This window comes from Robertkochia aurantiaca (assembly GCF_020166495.1).
GTDB lineage: Bacteria > Bacteroidota > Bacteroidia > Flavobacteriales > Flavobacteriaceae > Robertkochia > Robertkochia aurantiaca.
Genome location: NZ_JAINZS010000005.1, coordinates 197,211 through 215,925 on the forward strand (window position 1 = coordinate 197,211; position 18,715 = coordinate 215,925).

At 48.3% G+C, this 18,715-nt stretch carries 13 protein-coding genes; 12 read left to right on the top strand and 1 reads right to left on the bottom strand.

Annotated features, from left to right (window positions below):
- Positions 1–10: 10 nt before the first annotated feature.
- The gene (locus tag K7R10_RS09605; protein WP_224484491.1) at positions 11–1,477 is read right to left on the bottom strand and encodes an aminoacyl-histidine dipeptidase; all 1,467 of its coding nucleotides are present in this window, start codon (positions 1,475–1,477) and stop codon (positions 11–13) included.
- A gap of 34 nt (positions 1,478–1,511) precedes the next feature.
- On the opposite strand from K7R10_RS09605, the gene K7R10_RS09610 reads away from it, so the two are divergent.
- From K7R10_RS09610 to K7R10_RS09665, 12 genes are all read left to right on the top strand, one after another.
- Positions 1,512–2,615, top strand: coding sequence for a DUF3810 domain-containing protein (locus K7R10_RS09610; protein ID WP_224484492.1), 1,104 nt, complete (start codon positions 1,512–1,514; stop codon positions 2,613–2,615).
- Positions 2,616–2,700: 85 nt separating this feature from the next.
- Positions 2,701–5,703 carry an amidohydrolase family protein gene (locus K7R10_RS09615; protein ID WP_441295793.1) on the top strand — a complete coding sequence of 1,001 codons (3,003 nt, stop codon included), beginning with the start codon at positions 2,701–2,703 and terminating at the stop codon, positions 5,701–5,703.
- A gap of 5 nt (positions 5,704–5,708) precedes the next feature.
- Entirely contained in the window at positions 5,709–7,016 is a 1,308-nt protein-coding gene (locus K7R10_RS09620; protein ID WP_224484494.1) for an amidohydrolase family protein, read from the top strand.
- A gap of 93 nt (positions 7,017–7,109) precedes the next feature.
- Entirely contained in the window at positions 7,110–7,910 is an 801-nt protein-coding gene (locus K7R10_RS09625) for a TrmH family RNA methyltransferase (RefSeq protein WP_224484495.1), read from the top strand.
- Between the two features lie 33 nt (positions 7,911–7,943).
- The gene (locus K7R10_RS09630; RefSeq protein ID WP_224484496.1) at positions 7,944–9,176 is read left to right on the top strand and encodes a M48 family metallopeptidase; all 1,233 of its coding nucleotides are present in this window, start codon (positions 7,944–7,946) and stop codon (positions 9,174–9,176) included.
- Between the two features lie 41 nt (positions 9,177–9,217).
- A complete protein-coding gene (locus K7R10_RS09635; protein WP_224484497.1) occupies positions 9,218–11,422 on the top strand; it encodes a RelA/SpoT family protein in 2,205 nt (734 codons plus the stop codon).
- Positions 11,423–11,467: 45 nt separating this feature from the next.
- Positions 11,468–11,914: a Fur family transcriptional regulator gene (locus K7R10_RS09640; RefSeq protein WP_224484498.1), complete on the top strand. Its 447-nt coding sequence runs from the start codon at positions 11,468–11,470 to the stop codon at positions 11,912–11,914.
- Between the two features lie 15 nt (positions 11,915–11,929).
- A complete protein-coding gene (locus tag K7R10_RS09645) occupies positions 11,930–13,201 on the top strand; it encodes an adenylosuccinate synthase (protein WP_224484499.1) in 1,272 nt (423 codons plus the stop codon).
- 107 nt (positions 13,202–13,308) lie between these two features.
- Complete coding sequence (locus K7R10_RS09650; protein WP_370631310.1) at positions 13,309–15,084, top strand: OstA-like protein; 1,776 nt, start codon at positions 13,309–13,311, stop codon at positions 15,082–15,084.
- The gene (locus tag K7R10_RS09655) at positions 15,081–16,262 is read left to right on the top strand and encodes an aspartate aminotransferase family protein (RefSeq protein WP_224484501.1); all 1,182 of its coding nucleotides are present in this window, start codon (positions 15,081–15,083) and stop codon (positions 16,260–16,262) included. Before K7R10_RS09650 ends, K7R10_RS09655 begins: the two co-directional genes overlap by 4 nt.
- 99 nt (positions 16,263–16,361) lie before the next feature.
- Positions 16,362–17,759 (top strand): tetratricopeptide repeat protein, encoded by a 1,398-nt coding sequence (locus K7R10_RS09660; protein ID WP_224484502.1) that lies wholly within the window; start codon positions 16,362–16,364, stop codon positions 17,757–17,759.
- Positions 17,760–17,796: 37 nt separating this feature from the next.
- Complete coding sequence (locus K7R10_RS09665; protein WP_224484503.1) at positions 17,797–18,714, top strand: polyprenyl-phosphate transporter; 918 nt, start codon at positions 17,797–17,799, stop codon at positions 18,712–18,714.
- Position 18,715 lies beyond the last annotated feature (1 nt).

The following is an 18,715-nucleotide window of genomic DNA, read 5'->3' on the forward strand; positions in this document are numbered from 1 at the left end:
TTTTGATTTATTAATTTGATCTTTCAGGAATATGCTTCAGAATTTCTTTGGTGAATTCCCAGAATTTCTGAACCGATGCGATCTCAGCTCTCTCATCCGGCGAATGCGCTCCTTTGATGTTCGGACCGTAACTGATCATATCCATATCCGGATAATTTTGCCCGAGTATCCCGCATTCCAGTCCGGCATGACAGGCAACCACCCTGGGTTCGTCATCGAACAGCTCCCGGTACTTTTGGGTAAGCACTTTTAAGATATCACTGTCTGCATCAGGAGTCCATCCCGGGTATTCCCCGCTAAAGCTAACGGCACAACCGGCCAGCTCAAAAACAGAGCGAAGGCTGTTGGCCAGGTCCCACTTTGAAGATTCAACAGACGAACGGGTCAGACATTTTACCGACACCTTTCCCTCGCCTACCGATACACGGGCAATATTGTTCGAGGTCTGAACAAGCCCCTCCATCTCGGCACTCATCATATACACCCCATTATGGGCGGCATAGATAGCCTTGGTAATCCCTTCCTGCACTCCGATCTCCATCACCTTTTCCGGCATCTCTGCAGGAGTTGCAACGATAACCAGGTTAGGCTCGGTTCGCTTATACTCTTCCTTGATAGTAACGGCGAGCTGGTTAAACTCCAGTAGAAAAGCTTCCCGGTGAATCTCATCAACGGTCACCAGCGCCTTACTCTCCCTCGGGATCGCATTGCGAAGTCCGCCACCGTCTATCTGAGCGATTCTCAATCCGAAATTCGTAAACCCATCGAACAGCATACGGTTCATGATCTTATTGGCATTCCCGAATCCACGGTGAATATCCATTCCGCTATGCCCTCCCTGCAGACCTTTAACCTCTAGGGCAAAGGCCACCGAAGCCTCTGGCACCTCTTCTTCCTGATATGACCGATGTGCACTGACATCTACGCCCCCGGCACAGCCTATATCGATCTCGTCGTCTTCCTCGGTATCAAGATTCAGCAGGATCTCCCCGGTAAGCACACCGCCCTTCAGACCCGTTGCTCCTGTCATACCTGTTTCTTCATCTATGGTAAAGAGCGCTTCGATTTCAGGGTGCGCGATATCGTCACTTTCCAGCAGGGCCATGATCGCAGCTACACCCAGGCCATTGTCTGCCCCCAGGGTGGTTCCTTTAGCCTTCACCCAACCGTCTTTTACTTCCATCTCTATTCCCTGGGTATTGAAATCGAAGGTGGTATCATTGTTCTTTTGGTGCACCATATCGAGGTGTGACTGCAGCACCACTGTTTTCCGGTCTTCCATTCCGGGGGTCGCAGGCTTGCGTATGATCACATTTCCCACTTCATCTTTCTCAGTCTCCAGGCCGAGCTCCTGGCCGAATTGCATCATAAATTCAATTACGCGCTCCTCTTTCTTCGAGGGGCGCGGCACGGCATTCAGATCTGCAAACTTATTCCAAACAGCCTTTGGCTCTAATTCTCGTATAGCGTTACTCATTTGTTATCATTTTATATACCTGCAAAATTAAGTAATGCCGATTAGAATCCCATTTGTTATTTTTGACCCTATGTCAGAAAAGCTGAAAACGATCTTAGCCCTTTCGATCTTCCCCCAGATCGCTATTGTGAAGTGGCTGGCGAATTACCCTGCAGAGATCGAACGTTGGTACAGCAATGGTATCTACCCCTATCTCTCAAAATCCTTCCGGTTCGTTTTCGGGTGGATCCCTTTTTCAGTGGGTGACATTTTCTACACCATCCTGTTCATACTTATATTGCGCTTCCTGATACTTAAAGGAAGATGGTTCTTTTACAATACCAGGAATTTTTTCAAGGAGGTATTTATCACGCTTTCGATGGCCTATTTTGTCTTTCATCTTTTCTGGGGAATGAATTATTACCGCCTGCCACTGCATGAAAAGCTGGGCCTTGAAAATGATTACACCACCGAAGAGCTGATGAGCTTTACCCAACGGCTCATCGAAAAATCCAATAATATTCATGAGACCATAACAGGAAATGACACCGTAAAGGTGAATATTCCCTACAGCAGAAGAGAAATGTATCGCATGACCATGAACGGTTATGAAAAATTGGGTGAAGACATACCTGACCTCAGCTACGAACCCCGAAGCATCAAAACCTCCCTGTACAGCAAACCCCTGACCTATATGGGTTACAGTGGCTATCTGAACCCATTTACTAATGAGGCCCAGGTCAACGGCTTACAGGTCGATTTCAAATATCCATTGGTAAGCTGCCATGAAGAGGCACACCAGATCGGGTATTCAGCTGAGAACGAAGCGAATTTCGTCGCCTTTCTGTCGGCGGTAAGAAATGACGATATTTACTTTCGCTACTCAGGCTACATCTATGTACTGCGCTATTGTCTTGGCGAGATCAAGCGCCGCGACCCTGAAGCCTTTATCGGCTTGAACGAATCGATCAACCCGGGTATCATCAAAAATTATCTTGAGGTGGCCCGCTTCTGGAAACAGCATGAAAACAAAGCTGAGCCCCTGTTCAAGAACACCTTCAACACCTACCTGAAAGCCAACAACCAGACCGAAGGGTTGAGGAGCTACAGCTATGTGGTCGCCCTCCTGGTCAACTATTATGAAGACCGCCCCCTGTAAAAGTTAAAATAATCCAAATACGATATTTGATTTAGCCAGTTGTTATATTTTTAAACCAAACTAACATCTACTAAGCTCAAAATCTATGAGAATGAAAATGTGGCTGTCCGCACTTATTATATGCTGCGGTCAGTTTTTATTTGCCCAGGAATACTTTCCTAAGAACGACGGAGTGAAAAGCCGTAACAACAACTACACCGCTTTCACCAACGCAAAGATCTATTTAACTCCTGATGAAGTTATCGAAAATGGTACGCTGCTGATCCAGAACGGAAAAGTGGTGGCTGCCGGTACCAATGTTGAAGTACCCGAAAACAGCATGACCATCGATCTTACAGGAAAATCGGTTTACCCATCTTTTGTAGACATCTTTACCGATTTCGGTATTGACAAACCCAAAAGGGCCGAGAGAAGCAACCAACCTCAGTATGATGCCTCCAGAGAAGGCTACTACTGGAATGACCACATCATGCCTGAAAAGAACGGCGTTGACCACTTCAGCTATGATGCGAAAAAAGCTAAAAGTTACCTGAAATCAGGCTTTGGGGTCTTAAACACCCATGTGCCTGACGGGATCATGAGAGGAACAGGATTGGTGGTTTCCCTTAACGATGAGGCTACCAATAACGAACGCATATTGAACCAGGAATCTTCACAATTCCTGTCTTTCGAGAAAAGCGTTGCCTCTAATCAATCATACCCTACTTCACTGATGGGAGCCATGGCACTTTTACGCCAGGTCTATCATGATGCTGCCTGGTATGCCGGTGGAAACGCAGAGGTGAGAGATCTTTCTCTGGAGGCTGTGAACGCCAACAGAAACCTGCCGCAGATCTTTGATGCAGGTGATAAACTCAATACGCTCAGAGCACATAAGATCGCCGATGAATTCGGTATCAACTATATTCTGAAAGGAGAAGGGAATGAATTCGAGAGAATTGAGGAAGTTGCCGCCACAGGAGCTGCTTATATTATTCCGATCGCTTTTCCCGATGCTTACGATGTAACCGATCCGGCCATGGCCGAAAAGATCAGTCTTTCTGATATGCGCATGTGGAACCAGGCCCCTACCAACCCAGCCGTTCTGGCCGGCAACGGGGTACCCTTCACCCTGACCACCTCAGGACTTAAAAACATCGATGACTTTCATTCGAACCTGAGAAAAGCCATCGCCTACGGACTCGATGAAACAGAAGCCCTGAGAGCTCTGACCACGCGACCTGCTGAACTGGTGGGTATGGGTGATCAGATCGGAATGCTCAAGCCGGGTTATTATGCCAACTTCATCATTTCCTCCGGTGACGTGTTTTCAGAGAACACCACCCTTTTCGAAAACTGGGTTCAGGGTAAAAAACACGTGATCAACAGCATGGACGTGGTCGACATCAGAGGAGATTACGACCTGAAGGTCAACGGCAGCACTTATACCCTTAAGATAACCGGAAAAATAGAAAGTCCGAAGGCTGAGATCACCAAGGGTGAAACCACTTATGCCTCAAAGCTGGATTATAAAAACGACTGGATCAACCTGTTTTTCGATCCTGAGGCTGACGATACAGCTGCCTTCACCAGGCTTTCCGCCCGGATCACCGACCCATTGGGCATCAGCGGGAACGGGGTTTCAGCTTCAGGAAAGTCCCTGAACTGGAGTGCCAGCAGAACGGCAGCCTTTGAAGACAAGGCCAGCGAAAAAGCCATGGAAACCATGCCGGTAATGCCGGTTACCTACCCCAACAGGGCGTATGGTAACAAGGAGCTGCCTAAGCAGCAAAGCTACCTCTTTAAGAATGCCACGGTATGGACCAGCGAAGATGCAGGGATACTTGAAAATACAGATGTACTGGTTAAAAACGGTAAGATCAGCGCTATCGGAACCGACCTCAGCGACAGCGGAGCGATCGTGATCGATGCTACAGGAAAACACCTTACCGCCGGTATCATAGACGAACACTCACATATCGCTGCTGCAGCGATCAACGAAGCCGGACACAACAGTTCTGCTGAAGTAACCATAGAAGACGTAGTAGATTCAGAAGACTCAGATATCTATCGCAATCTTTCAGGCGGAGTGACCAGTATTCAGATACTTCATGGTTCTGCCAACCCTATCGGCGGACGTTCAGCGATCATCAAACTCAAGTGGGGTGAATCTCCGGAAGAACTGATCTATGAGAACAGTCCGAAGTTCATCAAATTCGCCCTGGGTGAAAATGTAAAACAATCGAACTGGGGAAGCTTTGCCACGATCAGGTTCCCACAGACCCGAATGGGTGTGGAGCAGGTATTCAAGGATTATTTCAGCCGTGCCCGCGCTTATCACGATGAGTGGGAAACCTGGAATAACATGTCTCGCAGAGAGAAGGAGCGTAACAGCAAACCCCGTTATGATCTTGAAATGGAAACCCTCGCTGAGATTTTAAACAAAGAGCGATTCATCTCATGTCACTCTTACGTACAGAGCGAGATCAATATGCTGATGAAGGTTGCCGAATCATTCGATTTCAACGTAAACACCTTTACCCACATACTCGAAGGGTACAAGGTTGCCGATAAAATGGCCGAACACGGGGTGGGAGGTTCTACCTTCTCAGACTGGTGGGCTTACAAGTACGAAGTAAAAGATGCCATTCCCTACAATGCAGCCATCATGCATAACCAGGGAGTTACCGTAGCCATCAACTCAGACGATGCAGAAATGTCGCGACGTCTCAACCAGGAAGCCGCCAAAACGGTTAAGTACGGAGATATGAGCGAAGAGGAAGCATGGAAGTTCGTGACCATCAATCCGGCGAAACTTTTACATATCGACGATCGTGTAGGAAGTATCAAGGAAGGTAAAGATGCCGACCTGGTATTATGGAGCGATCACCCGCTTTCAATTTATGCCGTAGCTGAAAAAACCATGATCGAAGGAACCGTCTATTACGATTATGAAGAAATGCAGCAACGCCATGAGGAGGTTGAAAAAGAACGCAATGAACTGGTCAACATGATGATCAGTGCCAAGAACAAGGGTATGAAAACCCAGGCACCTGAGATCAAAGAAGAAGAAGAATTTCATTGCAACACCTTAATCTATCAAAAATAAGATCCATGAAAAGTATACGATCTATCATAACATCATTAACGCTGCTGCTGGCACTTACCCTGAGTGCACAGCAAACTCCGGCTCCCGCCCAGCAGGAAGCCGTTCTAATCACCGGGGTGACCACCCATATCGGTAACGGAGAGGTTATAGAAAACAGCGCGGTTGGCTTTGCTGAAGGCAAGATCAATTTCGTCGGACCGGCTTCGGAAGCCGAGAGCGGATCATACGGGAAGGTGATCGAAGGAAACGGGCGTCACCTGTATCCCGGTTTTATCGCCGTGAACTCCACCCTCGGTCTGGTTGAGATCGATGCCGTCAGGGCAACCGATGATATCGAAGAAGTGGGCGGAATCATTCCTCACGTTCGAAGCCTTATCGCTTATAACGCCGAATCGAAAGTGGTTGAAAGCATGAGACCCAACGGGGTGCTCATGGCCCAGATCGCGCCACGTGGTGGCCGTGTTCCGGGAACCTCATCGGTCGTTCAGCTGGACGCCTGGAACTGGGAAGACGCAGCCCTGAAAGTCGACGATGCTATTCATATGGACTGGCCGAGCCGCTATACCAGGGGACGCTGGTGGTTAGGTGAAGATCCTGGCCTGAAACCCAATGATAAGTACAGAGAGCAAGTAGATGAGGTATTCACCTTTATGAAAGAGGCCAAGGCTTACCTGGCCGGTCCGCAGCAAGAGATCAACCTGCCATACCAGGCTGTAAAGGGACTTTTTGACGGGAGTCAGAAATTATACATCAATGTAGACGACAGCAAATCCATTCTTGAGGCGATAGAAAGAACTGAAGCCGCGGGGATCGGGAAGATCGTGATCATTGGAGGAGACAATGCCCACCTTGTTGCTGAAACCCTTGCTGAGAAGAACATCCCCGTGGTGGTAAAACGACCACACCGTATTCCTGAAAACAGCTACCAGAACGTAAAGCATCCTTTCAAACTCGCATCGATGCTGGCCGATAAAGGAGTGATGGTAACCGTTGACGTGAGCGGACAGATGGAACGGATGAACACCCGTAACCTGCCCTTTTACGCCGGCACCGTTGCTGCCTATGGTATGGACAAGGAAGACGCCGTAAAAATGATCACCGGAGACGCTGCCAAAATTCTGGGTATCGAGGAGTTCGCAGGCACCATCGCGGTGGGTAAAGACGCCACGCTTTTCCTGTCTGAAGGAGATGCGCTGGATATGCGTACCAACAAAGTGAGCGAAGCCTTTATACAGGGTCGCGACATCAGCCTGGAAACGCACCAAACCGAGCTTTATAAGCGTTATTCGAACAAATACGACAACCAGGAATAGTTCTATTCCTCGATAAATCTGTTATTAGAAAGGCATCCCCTGCGGGGTGCCTTCTTTTTTCAGCTAATTCTGATTATTTTTATAAAAAAAAGATTGAAGCAGATCACCAGCACACAGAACGCCCTTGTCAAAGAGATTCTTCAGCTCCAGGATAAATCCAGACACAGGAGAAAGACCGGTCTTTTTGTTATCGAAGGCCAGCGGGAGATAGAACTGGCAATAAAAGGCGGCTACAGCTTAAAACAACTCATTACCGTACCCGACCTGGCCGGGGGATTCCCTGAAGAACTGCTTGCCCTGGTCGACAGCAAGCCTGAATATATTTCTGTCACTCCCGAGGTTTATTCCAAAATCGCTTACCGTTCGGGTACCGAAGGGGTACTGGCTATTGCTCATCAGGAACCCGGAAAGCTCAGCGAACTCAGGTTTCAGAACGAGAATCCACTGGTTCTGGTAGCAGAATCCATAGAAAAACCGGGGAATATCGGAGCCCTGTTGAGAACGGCCGATGCCGCAAATGTAGATGCCGTGATCATCGCTGATCCGAAGACCGACCTTTACAATCCGAACATAATTCGTTCCAGTGTGGGGTGTCTTTTTACCAATCGGGTGTATACAGGAAGCTCTGCAGAGGTGATCGATTTCCTGAGAAAGAATAATATCAAGATCTTCTGCGCTTCGCTCAACGCCTCTACTTCTTACCACTATATTGACTACAAACAGCCCACCGCCATAGTGGTCGGTACCGAAGCAACCGGGCTCACAGATACCTGGCTCGAAGCTTCCAACCAAAACATCATCATCCCGATGCTGGGAGAGATCGACTCGATGAACGTGTCGGTTTCTGCCGCTATCATTATTTTTGAAGCCAAAAGACAAAGAAATTTTCAATAGCCCTGTAGCCTTTGTGCAGGGAAACGACTTACTATGGAACCAAGCACCCTATTTTTTATCATCCTGGCCTTACTGACCATTGACTTTATCGCAGACAAATGGCTGGATCACCTGAACGCCAAAAGATTTGATGCCCCTGTACCGACAGAACTGAAAGACGTTTACGACGAAGAGGAATACAAAAAATCACAGCGTTACAAGAAGACCAATTATCGTTTCGGGCTCCTTAGCTCCTCGGTTTCCTTCCTGGTCACCATCGCTTTCTTCCTGCTCGACGGGTTTGAATATGCAGACAACCTGGCCAGGCACTTCAGCAATCATGAGATCGTGATCGCCCTGATCTTCTTTGGGGTCATCCTGCTCGCCAGCGACCTGATCAGCATTCCCTTCTCCTGGTACCGCACCTTTGTGATCGAAGAGCGTTTCGGGTTTAACCGAACCAGCCCGAAAACCTTTGTGCTCGACAAAATAAAAGGCTGGCTCGTGGGTGCCCTGATCGGCGGTGGATTGCTCGCAGCCATTATCGGTTTCTTCAACTGGGCCGGCCCCGACTTCTGGATCTATGCATGGATCCTGGCTACGGCCTTTACCGTTGTCATGAATATGTTTTACAGCAAATTGATCGTACCCCTTTTTAATAAACAAACGCCTTTGGAAGAAGGAAGCCTGAGAAAAAAGATAGAAGCCTATGCCGAAAAGGAAGGTTTCAGCCTGGATAAGATATTTGTGATCGACGGCTCAAAACGTTCGACCAAGGCCAATGCCTATTTCTCAGGATTTGGAGCTGAAAAGCGGGTGACACTTTTCGACACCCTGATTAATGATCTGGAAGAAGAGGAAATCGTCGCGGTACTGGCCCATGAAGTCGGGCATTACAAAAAGAACCATATTATATTCAACTTATTGATGTCAACGTTGCTTACCGGCCTGACGCTCTTCCTGCTTTCTCTGTTCATCACCGTTCCGGAGCTCTCCCTGGCGATAGGGGTGGCTGTGCCCAGCTTTCATGCCGGACTGATCGCCTTCGGTATATTGTACAGCCCCATATCACAACTCACAGGCCTGATGATGAACTATGTATCCCGCAGGTTCGAGTACCAGGCAGATCGCTTTGCGGCAAAAACCTACAACAGCGGACCGATGATCAGCTCCCTGAAAAAGCTATCAAAGAACAGCCTGACCAATCTCACCCCGCACCCGGCCTATGTTTTCGTGCATTATTCACACCCTACCCTGCTGCAGCGAATTAAAAATCTTAAGGCATAGTATTTGTTGTATTATCAAACGGATTATCTTACTTTTAGTATATGGCAGTTATTGATGTAGACAAGGAGAACAAGGAGATTGCCAAGCAATACAAAGAATTGCTTCGTATCAGCTACCAGACCCTCTCTGAAGAAGATAAAAAACTGATTCGCAAGGCGTTCAACATAGCTGTCGACGCCCATAAGAATCAACGACGTAAAAGCGGGGAGGCATATATCTTTCACCCGATAGCCGTCGCCAAGATCGTTGCCCAGCAAATCGGACTCGATGCCACGGCCATCGCGGCAGCCCTGTTGCATGATGTGGTGGAAGACACCGATTACACCCTGGAAGACATCGAAAGGATTTTCGGGGAAACCGTGGCACGTATCGTCGATGGTCTCACTAAGATCTCACAGTTGAGTTCTGACCAGGACATTTCCCTGCAGGCAGAGAATTTCCGTAAAATGCTGCTTACCCTGAATGATGATGTCAGGGTGATCCTGATAAAGATCGCAGACAGGCTACACAATATGCAGACCATGGATTCCATGGCCGACCACAAGCAGGTGAAGATCGCCTCAGAGACCCTGTACATTTACGCTCCCCTGGCCCACCGTATCGGGTTGTACAACATCAAAACCGAACTTGAAGATCTCGGACTTAAATACACAGAACCCGACATCTATTACGATATTCTGAGTAAGATCGAGGAGAGCCGTGAAGAACAGGAAGCCTATATACAGGCATTCAGCTCTGTGATCGACGAGACCCTGCAACAGGAAGGCTTGAATTACACCATCAAGGGTAGACCGAAATCCATCTTTTCGATCAGGCGAAAAATGAAAACACAGAACGTAAGCTTCGATGAGGTTTACGATAAGTTTGCGATTCGCATCATCTACAAGAGCGATGCCCCGAACGAAAAATTCCTGGCCTGGAAGATCTATTCGATCGTAACCGATCACTTCAGGCCCAATCCCACCCGTTTGAGAGACTGGATATCGTCGCCAAAAACTACCGGCTATGAGGCCCTTCACATTACTGTTATGGGTCCTAAAGGGCGCTGGGTGGAGGTACAGATCAGAAGTGAGCGTATGCATGAGATCGCTGAAAAGGGATATGCGGCCCACTTTAAATACAAACACGGCGCTCAGCGGGAACAGGGTATAGAGGTCTGGCTCAACAGGCTTCAGGAAGCCCTCGAAAGCGCAGACGGAAACGCCGTGGACTTTGTAGAGGAGTTCAAGCTTAACCTGTACTCTCAGGAGATCTTCGTCTTCACTCCCAAGGGTGAACTTAAGTCGTTGCCAAAAGGAGCCACCCCGCTGGATTTTGCCTTCAGCATACACACAGAAGTCGGGCTTAAAACCCGTGGTGCCAAGGTGAACGGGAAGCTGGTACCCTTGAGCAAAGAGCTCAAAAGCGGTGACCAGGTGGAGATCATCACCTCAGAAAGCATCAAGCCCAATTCGAACTGGCTCGATTACGCCACCACCGCAAGGGCCCGCTCCAAGATACGCTCATCGCTTAAAGAAGAGAAAAAGCAGATCGCTGCGGAAGGAAAGGAAATACTGAGAAGAAAGCTCAAGCAGCTAAAGATCACTCTGAACGAGAAAGCCGTCAATGACCTGGTCGTCTATTTTAAATTGAAGACCAGCCTCGACCTGTTCTTCAGGGTCGGTGTGGGCACTATCGACAACCAGATGCTGAAGGATTTTGCCGCTCAGCAGCACAATGCCTTTATCAACTTCTTCAAGAAGAAGATGCGCAAACCGGTGCCCGAGTCAGAAATCAACAAGGAAGAGATCACCAACAAGTTCGACCTGCTGGTTTTTGGAAAAGAAGAGGAAAAACTCGATTATAAATTCTCGAATTGCTGCAACCCGATTCCCGGAGATGACGTTTTTGGTTTCATCACCGTGAACGAAGGGATCAAGGTGCATAAGAAGAACTGCCCGAACGCCATAAGTCTTCAGTCGAATTACGCCTATCGTATCATTCCGGCTAAATGGATCGATTCCACACAAAAGGAGTTTACCGCTTCCCTTAGCCTGGAGGGTATCGACAACCTCGGGCTGGTAAGCAATGTGACCAAGGTGATCTCCAACAATATGCACGTGAATATGAAGAATATCAACTTCGATACCGAAGGCGGTATCTTTCTCGGTAAGATCACGGTAGAGGTCAAGAACAAGACCATTCTGAACAAACTCATCGAAAATCTTAAAAAGATTCACGGAATTGACAAGGTGACCAGAATTTAATTTTAAACACTACATTTGTAGCCTGAAAAATTAGGACAGCTTAAAATGGCCAAGGAAAAGAACCAGGAAATTGTAAAGAACGTTTTCACCACGTTTCTCGAAGACCACGGACATCGGAAAACGCCCGAGCGTTACGCCATTTTGCAGGAGATCTATGAAAGCGATGAACATTTTGATATAGAATCACTTTATATCAAAATGAAGAACAAGAACTATCGCGTGAGCCGGGCCACCCTTTACAACACCATAGAACTGCTCCTTGAGTGCAACCTGGTGCGCAAACACCAGTTTGGAAAGAACCAGGCACACTATGAAAAGTCGTATTTCGACAAACAACATGATCATGTGATCCTGACCGATACCGGGGAGGTTATGGAATTCTGCGACCCCCGTATTCAGAGCATCAAAAAAACAATCGAAGAAGTCTTTGGTATAAAAATTCACAATCACTCGCTGTATTTTTACGCCACCAAGAACGAAGACAACTCATAAATTACATTACAGACAATGGCAGTAGATTTACTACTCGGATTACAATGGGGAGATGAAGGAAAAGGAAAGATCGTTGATGTCCTCACCAAGAATTATGATATAATCGCCAGATTCCAGGGAGGTCCCAATGCAGGGCATACGCTGGAGTTCGATGGCATCAAACACGTTTTACACACCATTCCTTCGGGTATTTTCCACAAGAATGCGGTGAACATCGTAGGTAATGGGGTGGTTATTGACCCGGTCATCTTCAAAAAGGAACTGGATAATCTGGAGCAATTCGACCTGGACATACAGGCCAAGCTCCTGATCTCACGGAAAGCCCACCTCATACTACCCACCCACCGACTGCTGGATGCCGCTTCAGAAGCCGCCAAGGGAAAGGCAAAGATCGGATCTACCCTGAAAGGTATCGGGCCCACTTATATGGACAAGACCGGAAGGAACGGGATCAGAATCGGTGACCTGGAGCTTCCTGACTGGGAAGAGAAATATCGCTCCCTCGCCAACAAGCACGAGGCCATTATCAAGTTCTACGATGTCGACGTACAGTACGACCTGGAAGAACTGGAAAAGGAGTTTTTCGATGCCATTGAACGATTAAAGCAACTGACCTTCATCGACAGTGAGGAATACATTTTCCGTGCACAGAAAGAAGGTCGTTCGATACTTGCAGAAGGAGCCCAGGGTTCCCTGCTCGATATCGACTTCGGAACCTATCCGTTCGTAACCTCTTCGAATACCACTGCTGCCGGTGCATGTACCGGACTTGGCGTGGCCCCCAACAGTATCGGGGAAGTGCTGGGAATCTTTAAGGCTTACACCACCCGTGTGGGTAGTGGCCCCTTCCCTACAGAGCTTTTTGACGAAGACGGTGAGACCCTTGGTCGCGTAGGAAATGAATTCGGTGCCACCACCGGTAGAAAGCGTCGTTGCGGATGGCTGGACCTGGTAGCCCTGAAATATGCCGTACAGATCAACGGGGTTACACAGCTGATGATGATGAAAGCAGATGTACTGAGCGGGTTCGAGACCCTGAAAGTATGTACCGCTTATAAATATCGCGGGGAGCTTATCGACCACCTGCCCTATTCGATCGAAAGTGATGTGCTGGAGCCGGTATATACCGAAATGCCCGGATGGAAGGAAGACCTGACCGGAATCGATTCAGAGGCAGAGTTCCCTGAAGCGCTGAGCAAGTACATCGCCTTTCTTGAGAAAGAGCTGGATGTACCTGTGAAGATCGTTTCAGTAGGTCCTGACCGTACCCAAACCATCATGCGATAGTTGACAGCTTTCACCGTAAGCACTACTATTTACAGGCCTTACACCTTTAGTTTTTCTGAAGAACCTTCAGGGCTTAACGATTTAAGGCTTAATTTTGAACAAACTCCATGAGGTTGAAAAAGCACTTACACCTGTTCATGATATTGGTCGTGGCCCTGATTCACTCAGGTTGGTCACAGGAGCAGCAGCGCATTATCATCAAGCATGCGGGCGACTTTACCAAGGATGAAGAAAAGTATCCCGGAGCCGATATCATGAGCAAGGATAACAGGCAGGTTCAGTTCGAGCATGACGGGGTCGATCTGTGGTGTGATGTGGCTGTCTTCTACCGGGAGCAGAACCGTGTTCAGGCCTATGGTAACGTATTCTTTCAACAGGGAGATTCGATCAGGATGAACAGTGAATATGCCGAGTATGATGCTGCCACCCGTACCGCCGTTGCCCGTGAAGACGTGCGGCTTCGCAATAATAACACCACGCTGTTCACCGATAAGGTGAACTTTGACCGCAATACACAGATAGCCTCCTATGATTCCATAGGAACCATCAGAGATACGGCCAACACCCTTACCAGTAAAAGAGGCCGGTATTACCTGGAGAAAAAGAAATACGAATTTCGCGATGATGTGGTGATCAACAACCCCGATTACAACATAACTTCGGCCCGGCTGGATTACTATACCAATTCGAAGAACGTGTATATGTACGGCCCCTCGACCATAGTAGGTACCGACTATAAGATGTATTGCGAGAGAGGCTTTTACAGCACCGTAACTGAAAAAGGTTATGGGGTTAAGAATACGCGCATAGATTACAATGACCGCATTATCTACGGAGACAGTGTCTATTTTGACAAGACCCGGGAATTTGCATCGGCCACCAATAACATCAGGGTCATAGACACGATCAACAAAGGCCTGGTCAAAGGTCATTACGCCGAAGTCTTTAAAGCTAAAGATTCGGTATTTGTCACCAGGCGTGCCGTGGCCATCACCGTTTTTGAGAAAGACTCCATGTACATTCATGGCGATACCCTCATGGTGACCGGTCCTGAAGATCAACGGATCGTACGCGCCTTCCGCGACGCAAGATTCTACAAATCAGATCTAAGCGGAAAATGCGACTCCATTCATTCAAACCAGCAGACAGGGATCACAAGGTTCATCGCCAAAATACCCGAAGGGATACCCGAGAACCGTTTGGGGTATTACCGACCGGTTCTGTGGAGTGGCGACAGCCAGATGACGGGCGACAGCATACTGCTTCTGAGCGATGTAAAGACCGAGAAGCTCGACTCGCTCAAGGTACTCAACAATGCCTTTATCATTCAAAAGGACTCGACCAGCCACGTGACCTTTACAGATACCCTGAAATACGGCTTCAACCAGATCAAGGGTAAGGATCTTTACGGGCAGTTCGTAGAGAATCAGTTAGACAATATCAACGTGGTTAAAAATGCCGAACTGATCTACTACCTCTGGAATGAGGAAGGGGCCTTCATGGGGATCGATAAAAGAGTATGCGGTCGTATCGAATTCACGCTGCGCGAGAACGAGATCGACCAGGTCACCTCTTATAACAACATTGACGGAGGTATTTATCCCGATAAAGATATACCGGTGAACGGACGCAGGTTCAGAGGCTTTCACTGGCGGGGAGATGAAATGATAGAGGGCGAAGCCGATCTTTTCAGCAAAGAAGACGACACCATACAACTGGTTCCCATCAGGGGGATCACCAACCCGATAGACCTCGATGATCCCGACCCGGAATCGCGCGAGTTCATTCCTGGGCAGCAACGTGAGGAACAGGAGAAAGACAGCAGCCGTGCCTCGTTGAAAACCACCCGTACCCGGCAACCCAAAGTACAGAAACAACAGTGAAAGAAGACTTCCTTAAATACCAGGCTCAGACCACTCCTCACCCCTTGGGAATGGAGGTCGCTGAAGCCCGTGGAAGTCATATCTATGATTCCCACGGCAATGCCTGGCTCGACTTTGTGGCAGGGGTATCTGCCAACAGCGTAGGTCACAGCCATCCCGCTGTGGTAAAAGCGATCAGAGAGCAGGCTGAAAAGTACCTGCATGTCATGGTATATGGTGAATATGTCCTGGAACCCGCTGTAAGCTTCACCAAAAAATTATCATCGCTATTACCGCCACCCCTGGAAACCACTTACCTGGTAAACTCCGGCGCCGAAGCGATAGAGGGTGCCATGAAGCTGGCCAAAAGGGTCACCGGGAAAAGCAAATTCGTCGCTGCCCATAACGCCTACCACGGAAATACTCATGGCGCGCTGAGCCTCATGGGGTATGAAGAGCGAAAGGCAGCGTTCCGGCCGCTCTTACCCGGAGTGAGTTTTCTGAAATTCAACAAGGAAGAAGACCTCCAACTAATCGATGACGATACGGCAGCTGTGATCCTGGAAACCATACAGGGAGGAGCCGGCTTTATCGAACCGCAGAACAACTACCTGCAGAAGGTTAAAACCCGCTGTGAGGAGGTCGGTGCCCTGCTCATACTCGACGAGATACAACCGGGATTCGGTCGCACAGGAGCCCTGTTCGGGTTCATGAATTACGGGGTGACACCTGACATATTGGTCATGGGCAAGGGAATGGCAGGAGGCCTTCCCGTAGGCGCCTTTACCGCCTCGGCAGAGCATATGGCCACGCTGCAGGAAAACCCTAAACTCGGGCATATAACCACCTTTGGCGGCAACCCGCTGATCGCCGCAGCAGCCAATGCCACCCTCGATACCATACTGGAGGAGGACCTGATGCGTCAGGCCCTTGAAAAAGAAAAGCTGATCAGGACGCTTTTGGTACATCCTTTGATCAAAGAAATAAGAGGTAAGGGACTTATGCTGGCCCTGATCCTGGAAAGTGAAGAGGCAGCTAATTTCCTGGTGCTGGAAGCACAAAAGGAAAAGCTGATACTCTTTTGGTTACTATTCGAAAAAAGAGCGGTAAGGATCACTCCTCCGCTAACCATTTCGAAGGAGGAAATAGAACTTGGTTGCAGGCTGATTCTGAAAGTATTAGACCGGCTGAACGACTAAGATGTTAATATAATTGTTAATAAGAATAAGGTGCCTGCTTCATATCAAGAGCCTCAAACCCTAAATTTATTAACGTAGAAATCTAAAAAAGCATCGCCTATGCCATTTAGTTCTCACGAAGATCACAACCTACCTTTACTCAAGTTCGAATCCATGTTAAAGACCAATGACGTGTATTTCTTCGATTCAGAAGATTTTCAGGAGATCATTCATCATTATCTGGATTCCGGGAAAGTAGCTTTGGCCAAGAAGGCCATCAAGATCGGCCTGGAACAACACCCCTCCTCCAGTGATTTAAAATTACTGCAGGTTGAAGTGCTGGTATTCGAAAACAGGTTTCATGAAGCAGAGGTGCTGCTCAACCAGATCGAAGCCTTCGAGACCTTCAACGAAGAGGTGTACATTCAAAAGGCCAATATTTTTTCGAAGCAGGATCGTCATGGTGAGGCCATCGACCTGCTCAAGAAGGCTATTGCCCTGACCGATGAGAATGCAGACATCTATTCGCTGCTGGGTATGGAGTACCTGTTTCTTGACAATTACGAAAAGGCACGTGAGGCCTTTCTGCAATGCCTGGAGGCCGACATGGAAGACTATGCGGCCCTGTACAATGTGATCTATTGCTTCGATTACCTAGAAGATTTTGACGGGGCAATCGATTTCCTGAACATGTACCTTGATAAGAACCCATACTGTGAGGTGGCCTGGCATCAGCTGGGAAAACAGTTCATGAGCAAGAAAATGTATCGTGAGGCCCTCTCGAGCTTCGATTTCGCCATCTATTCAGACGACACCTTTATAGGTGCCTATCTCGAAAAGGGACGGGTTCTGGAAAAAATGAACCGGTACAACGAAGCGATCGAGAACTACGAGATCACTCTCAGTCTCGATGACCCGACCTCTTTTGCCTACCTGCGAATCGGGAAATGTCATGAGCGACTGGGCAATCTTGACCTGGCCAAGAAGTTCTACTATCAGACCGTACATGAAGACCCGCTGCTTGATAAGGGATGGCTTGCCATCACAGACTTTTACTTTAAACAGCGTAATTACCAGAAAGCCCTGTATTATGTGAACAAGGCGATCAATATCGACAGTGAGAACGTTCGGTACTGGAAACGCTGCGCACGCATCAATGAACAGCTGCACTTTTATGAAGAGGCAGACCTGGCTTACCAGAAGACCGTGGAACTCGGTAATTATGAGCTTCAGACCTGGTTGTCGTGGATCGATATCTTGCTGAAACTGGGAGAATATGAGAGTATGGTACATACCCTGCTGCAGGCCCTGGAGTTCTATCCCGAACATCCCGAACTGGAATACCGCCTCGCGGGTACGTATTACCTGTTGTCAGACGGCCTAAAAGGACGCTACCATCTCAAAAACGCCCTGAGACACAATTACGAAGATCACATTACCTTCGAACTTCTTTTCCCGGGGGTCTACCAGATGAAAACGGTAAAAAATATAATCGCTGATTTTAAAAAGGCTTCCTGATAAAATTCTATATTTTTGTTCGCGTTAAGAACAAAATATGCAGCGAAACCTATTAGACTACCTCATCATCGCGCTTAAAGGCATGGCGATGGGGGCAGCCGACGTGGTTCCCGGGGTCTCCGGAGGTACCATAGCGTTTATTTCGGGAATCTATGAAGAACTTATTCATTCGATCAACGCGGTGAACCTTCAGACCCTGAAAGGTTTTCCAAAGAATGGATTTGCAGCGACATGGAAGGCCATTAACGGGAATTTCCTGCTGGCCCTTTTTACGGGTATCGCCATTAGCGTAGTGAGCCTGGCCAAACTGATCAAATGGCTGTTGCTCAACGAGCCGGTACTTTTATGGTCTTTCTTTTTCGGACTGGTACTGGCCAGTATCCTTTTCGTGGGCAAGGAGATCAAAAGGTGGGATGCCGCCGTGGTACTGACATTTATAGCAGGCGCTGCCCTGGCCTATTATATCACGACCCTGCCCCCTATGCAGAATACCGGGAGCACTGCCTTTCTTTTCCTGGCCGGAGCCCTTGCGATCTGTGCGATGATACTACCCGGAATTTCCGGGGCCTTCATTCTTGTTTTGCTCGGAGCCTATGAGACCATCCTGGGGGCCGTAAACGAAAGAAACATTCAGGTGATCGCTATTGTGGGCGCGGGAGCCGTATTCGGACTTCTGAGCTTTGCCAGGCTGCTGAAATACCTGTTCAACAACTTTAAGAACCTGACCCTTGCCCTGCTGACCGGATTCATTTTCGGATCCCTTAACAAGATCTGGCCCTGGAAAGAGGTGACCGAAACGCGGGTGATAGGAGAAAAAGTGATCACCATCAGTGAGCAAAGCGTTTGGCCCGGCAGCTTTTCAGAAGACCCGCAAACCCTGATGGCCCTGTTGATGGCAGTTGTCGGTTTTGCCCTGATTATCGGACTCGAACGTCTGGCAACCCAAAAAAATTAAG

Excerpts from the sequence above, each read along its gene's own strand:
- K7R10_RS09605 (WP_224484491.1), bottom strand. The coding sequence starts at position 1,477 with ATGAGTAACGCTATACGAGAATTAGAGCCAAAGGCTGTTTGGAATAAG.
- K7R10_RS09610 (WP_224484492.1), top strand. The coding sequence starts at position 1,512 with ATGCCGATTAGAATCCCATTTGTTATTTTTGACCCTATGTCAGAAAAG.
- K7R10_RS09615 (WP_441295793.1), top strand. The coding sequence starts at position 2,701 with ATGAGAATGAAAATGTGGCTGTCCGCACTTATTATATGCTGCGGTCAG.
- K7R10_RS09620 (WP_224484494.1), top strand. The coding sequence starts at position 5,709 with ATGAAAAGTATACGATCTATCATAACATCATTAACGCTGCTGCTGGCA.
- K7R10_RS09630 (WP_224484496.1), top strand. The coding sequence starts at position 7,944 with ATGGAACCAAGCACCCTATTTTTTATCATCCTGGCCTTACTGACCATT.
- K7R10_RS09635 (WP_224484497.1), top strand. The coding sequence starts at position 9,218 with ATGGCAGTTATTGATGTAGACAAGGAGAACAAGGAGATTGCCAAGCAA.
- K7R10_RS09640 (WP_224484498.1), top strand. The coding sequence starts at position 11,468 with ATGGCCAAGGAAAAGAACCAGGAAATTGTAAAGAACGTTTTCACCACG.
- K7R10_RS09645 (WP_224484499.1), top strand. The coding sequence starts at position 11,930 with ATGGCAGTAGATTTACTACTCGGATTACAATGGGGAGATGAAGGAAAA.
- K7R10_RS09650 (WP_370631310.1), top strand. The coding sequence starts at position 13,309 with ATGAGGTTGAAAAAGCACTTACACCTGTTCATGATATTGGTCGTGGCC.
- K7R10_RS09660 (WP_224484502.1), top strand. The coding sequence starts at position 16,362 with ATGCCATTTAGTTCTCACGAAGATCACAACCTACCTTTACTCAAGTTC.
- K7R10_RS09665 (WP_224484503.1), top strand. The coding sequence starts at position 17,797 with ATGCAGCGAAACCTATTAGACTACCTCATCATCGCGCTTAAAGGCATG.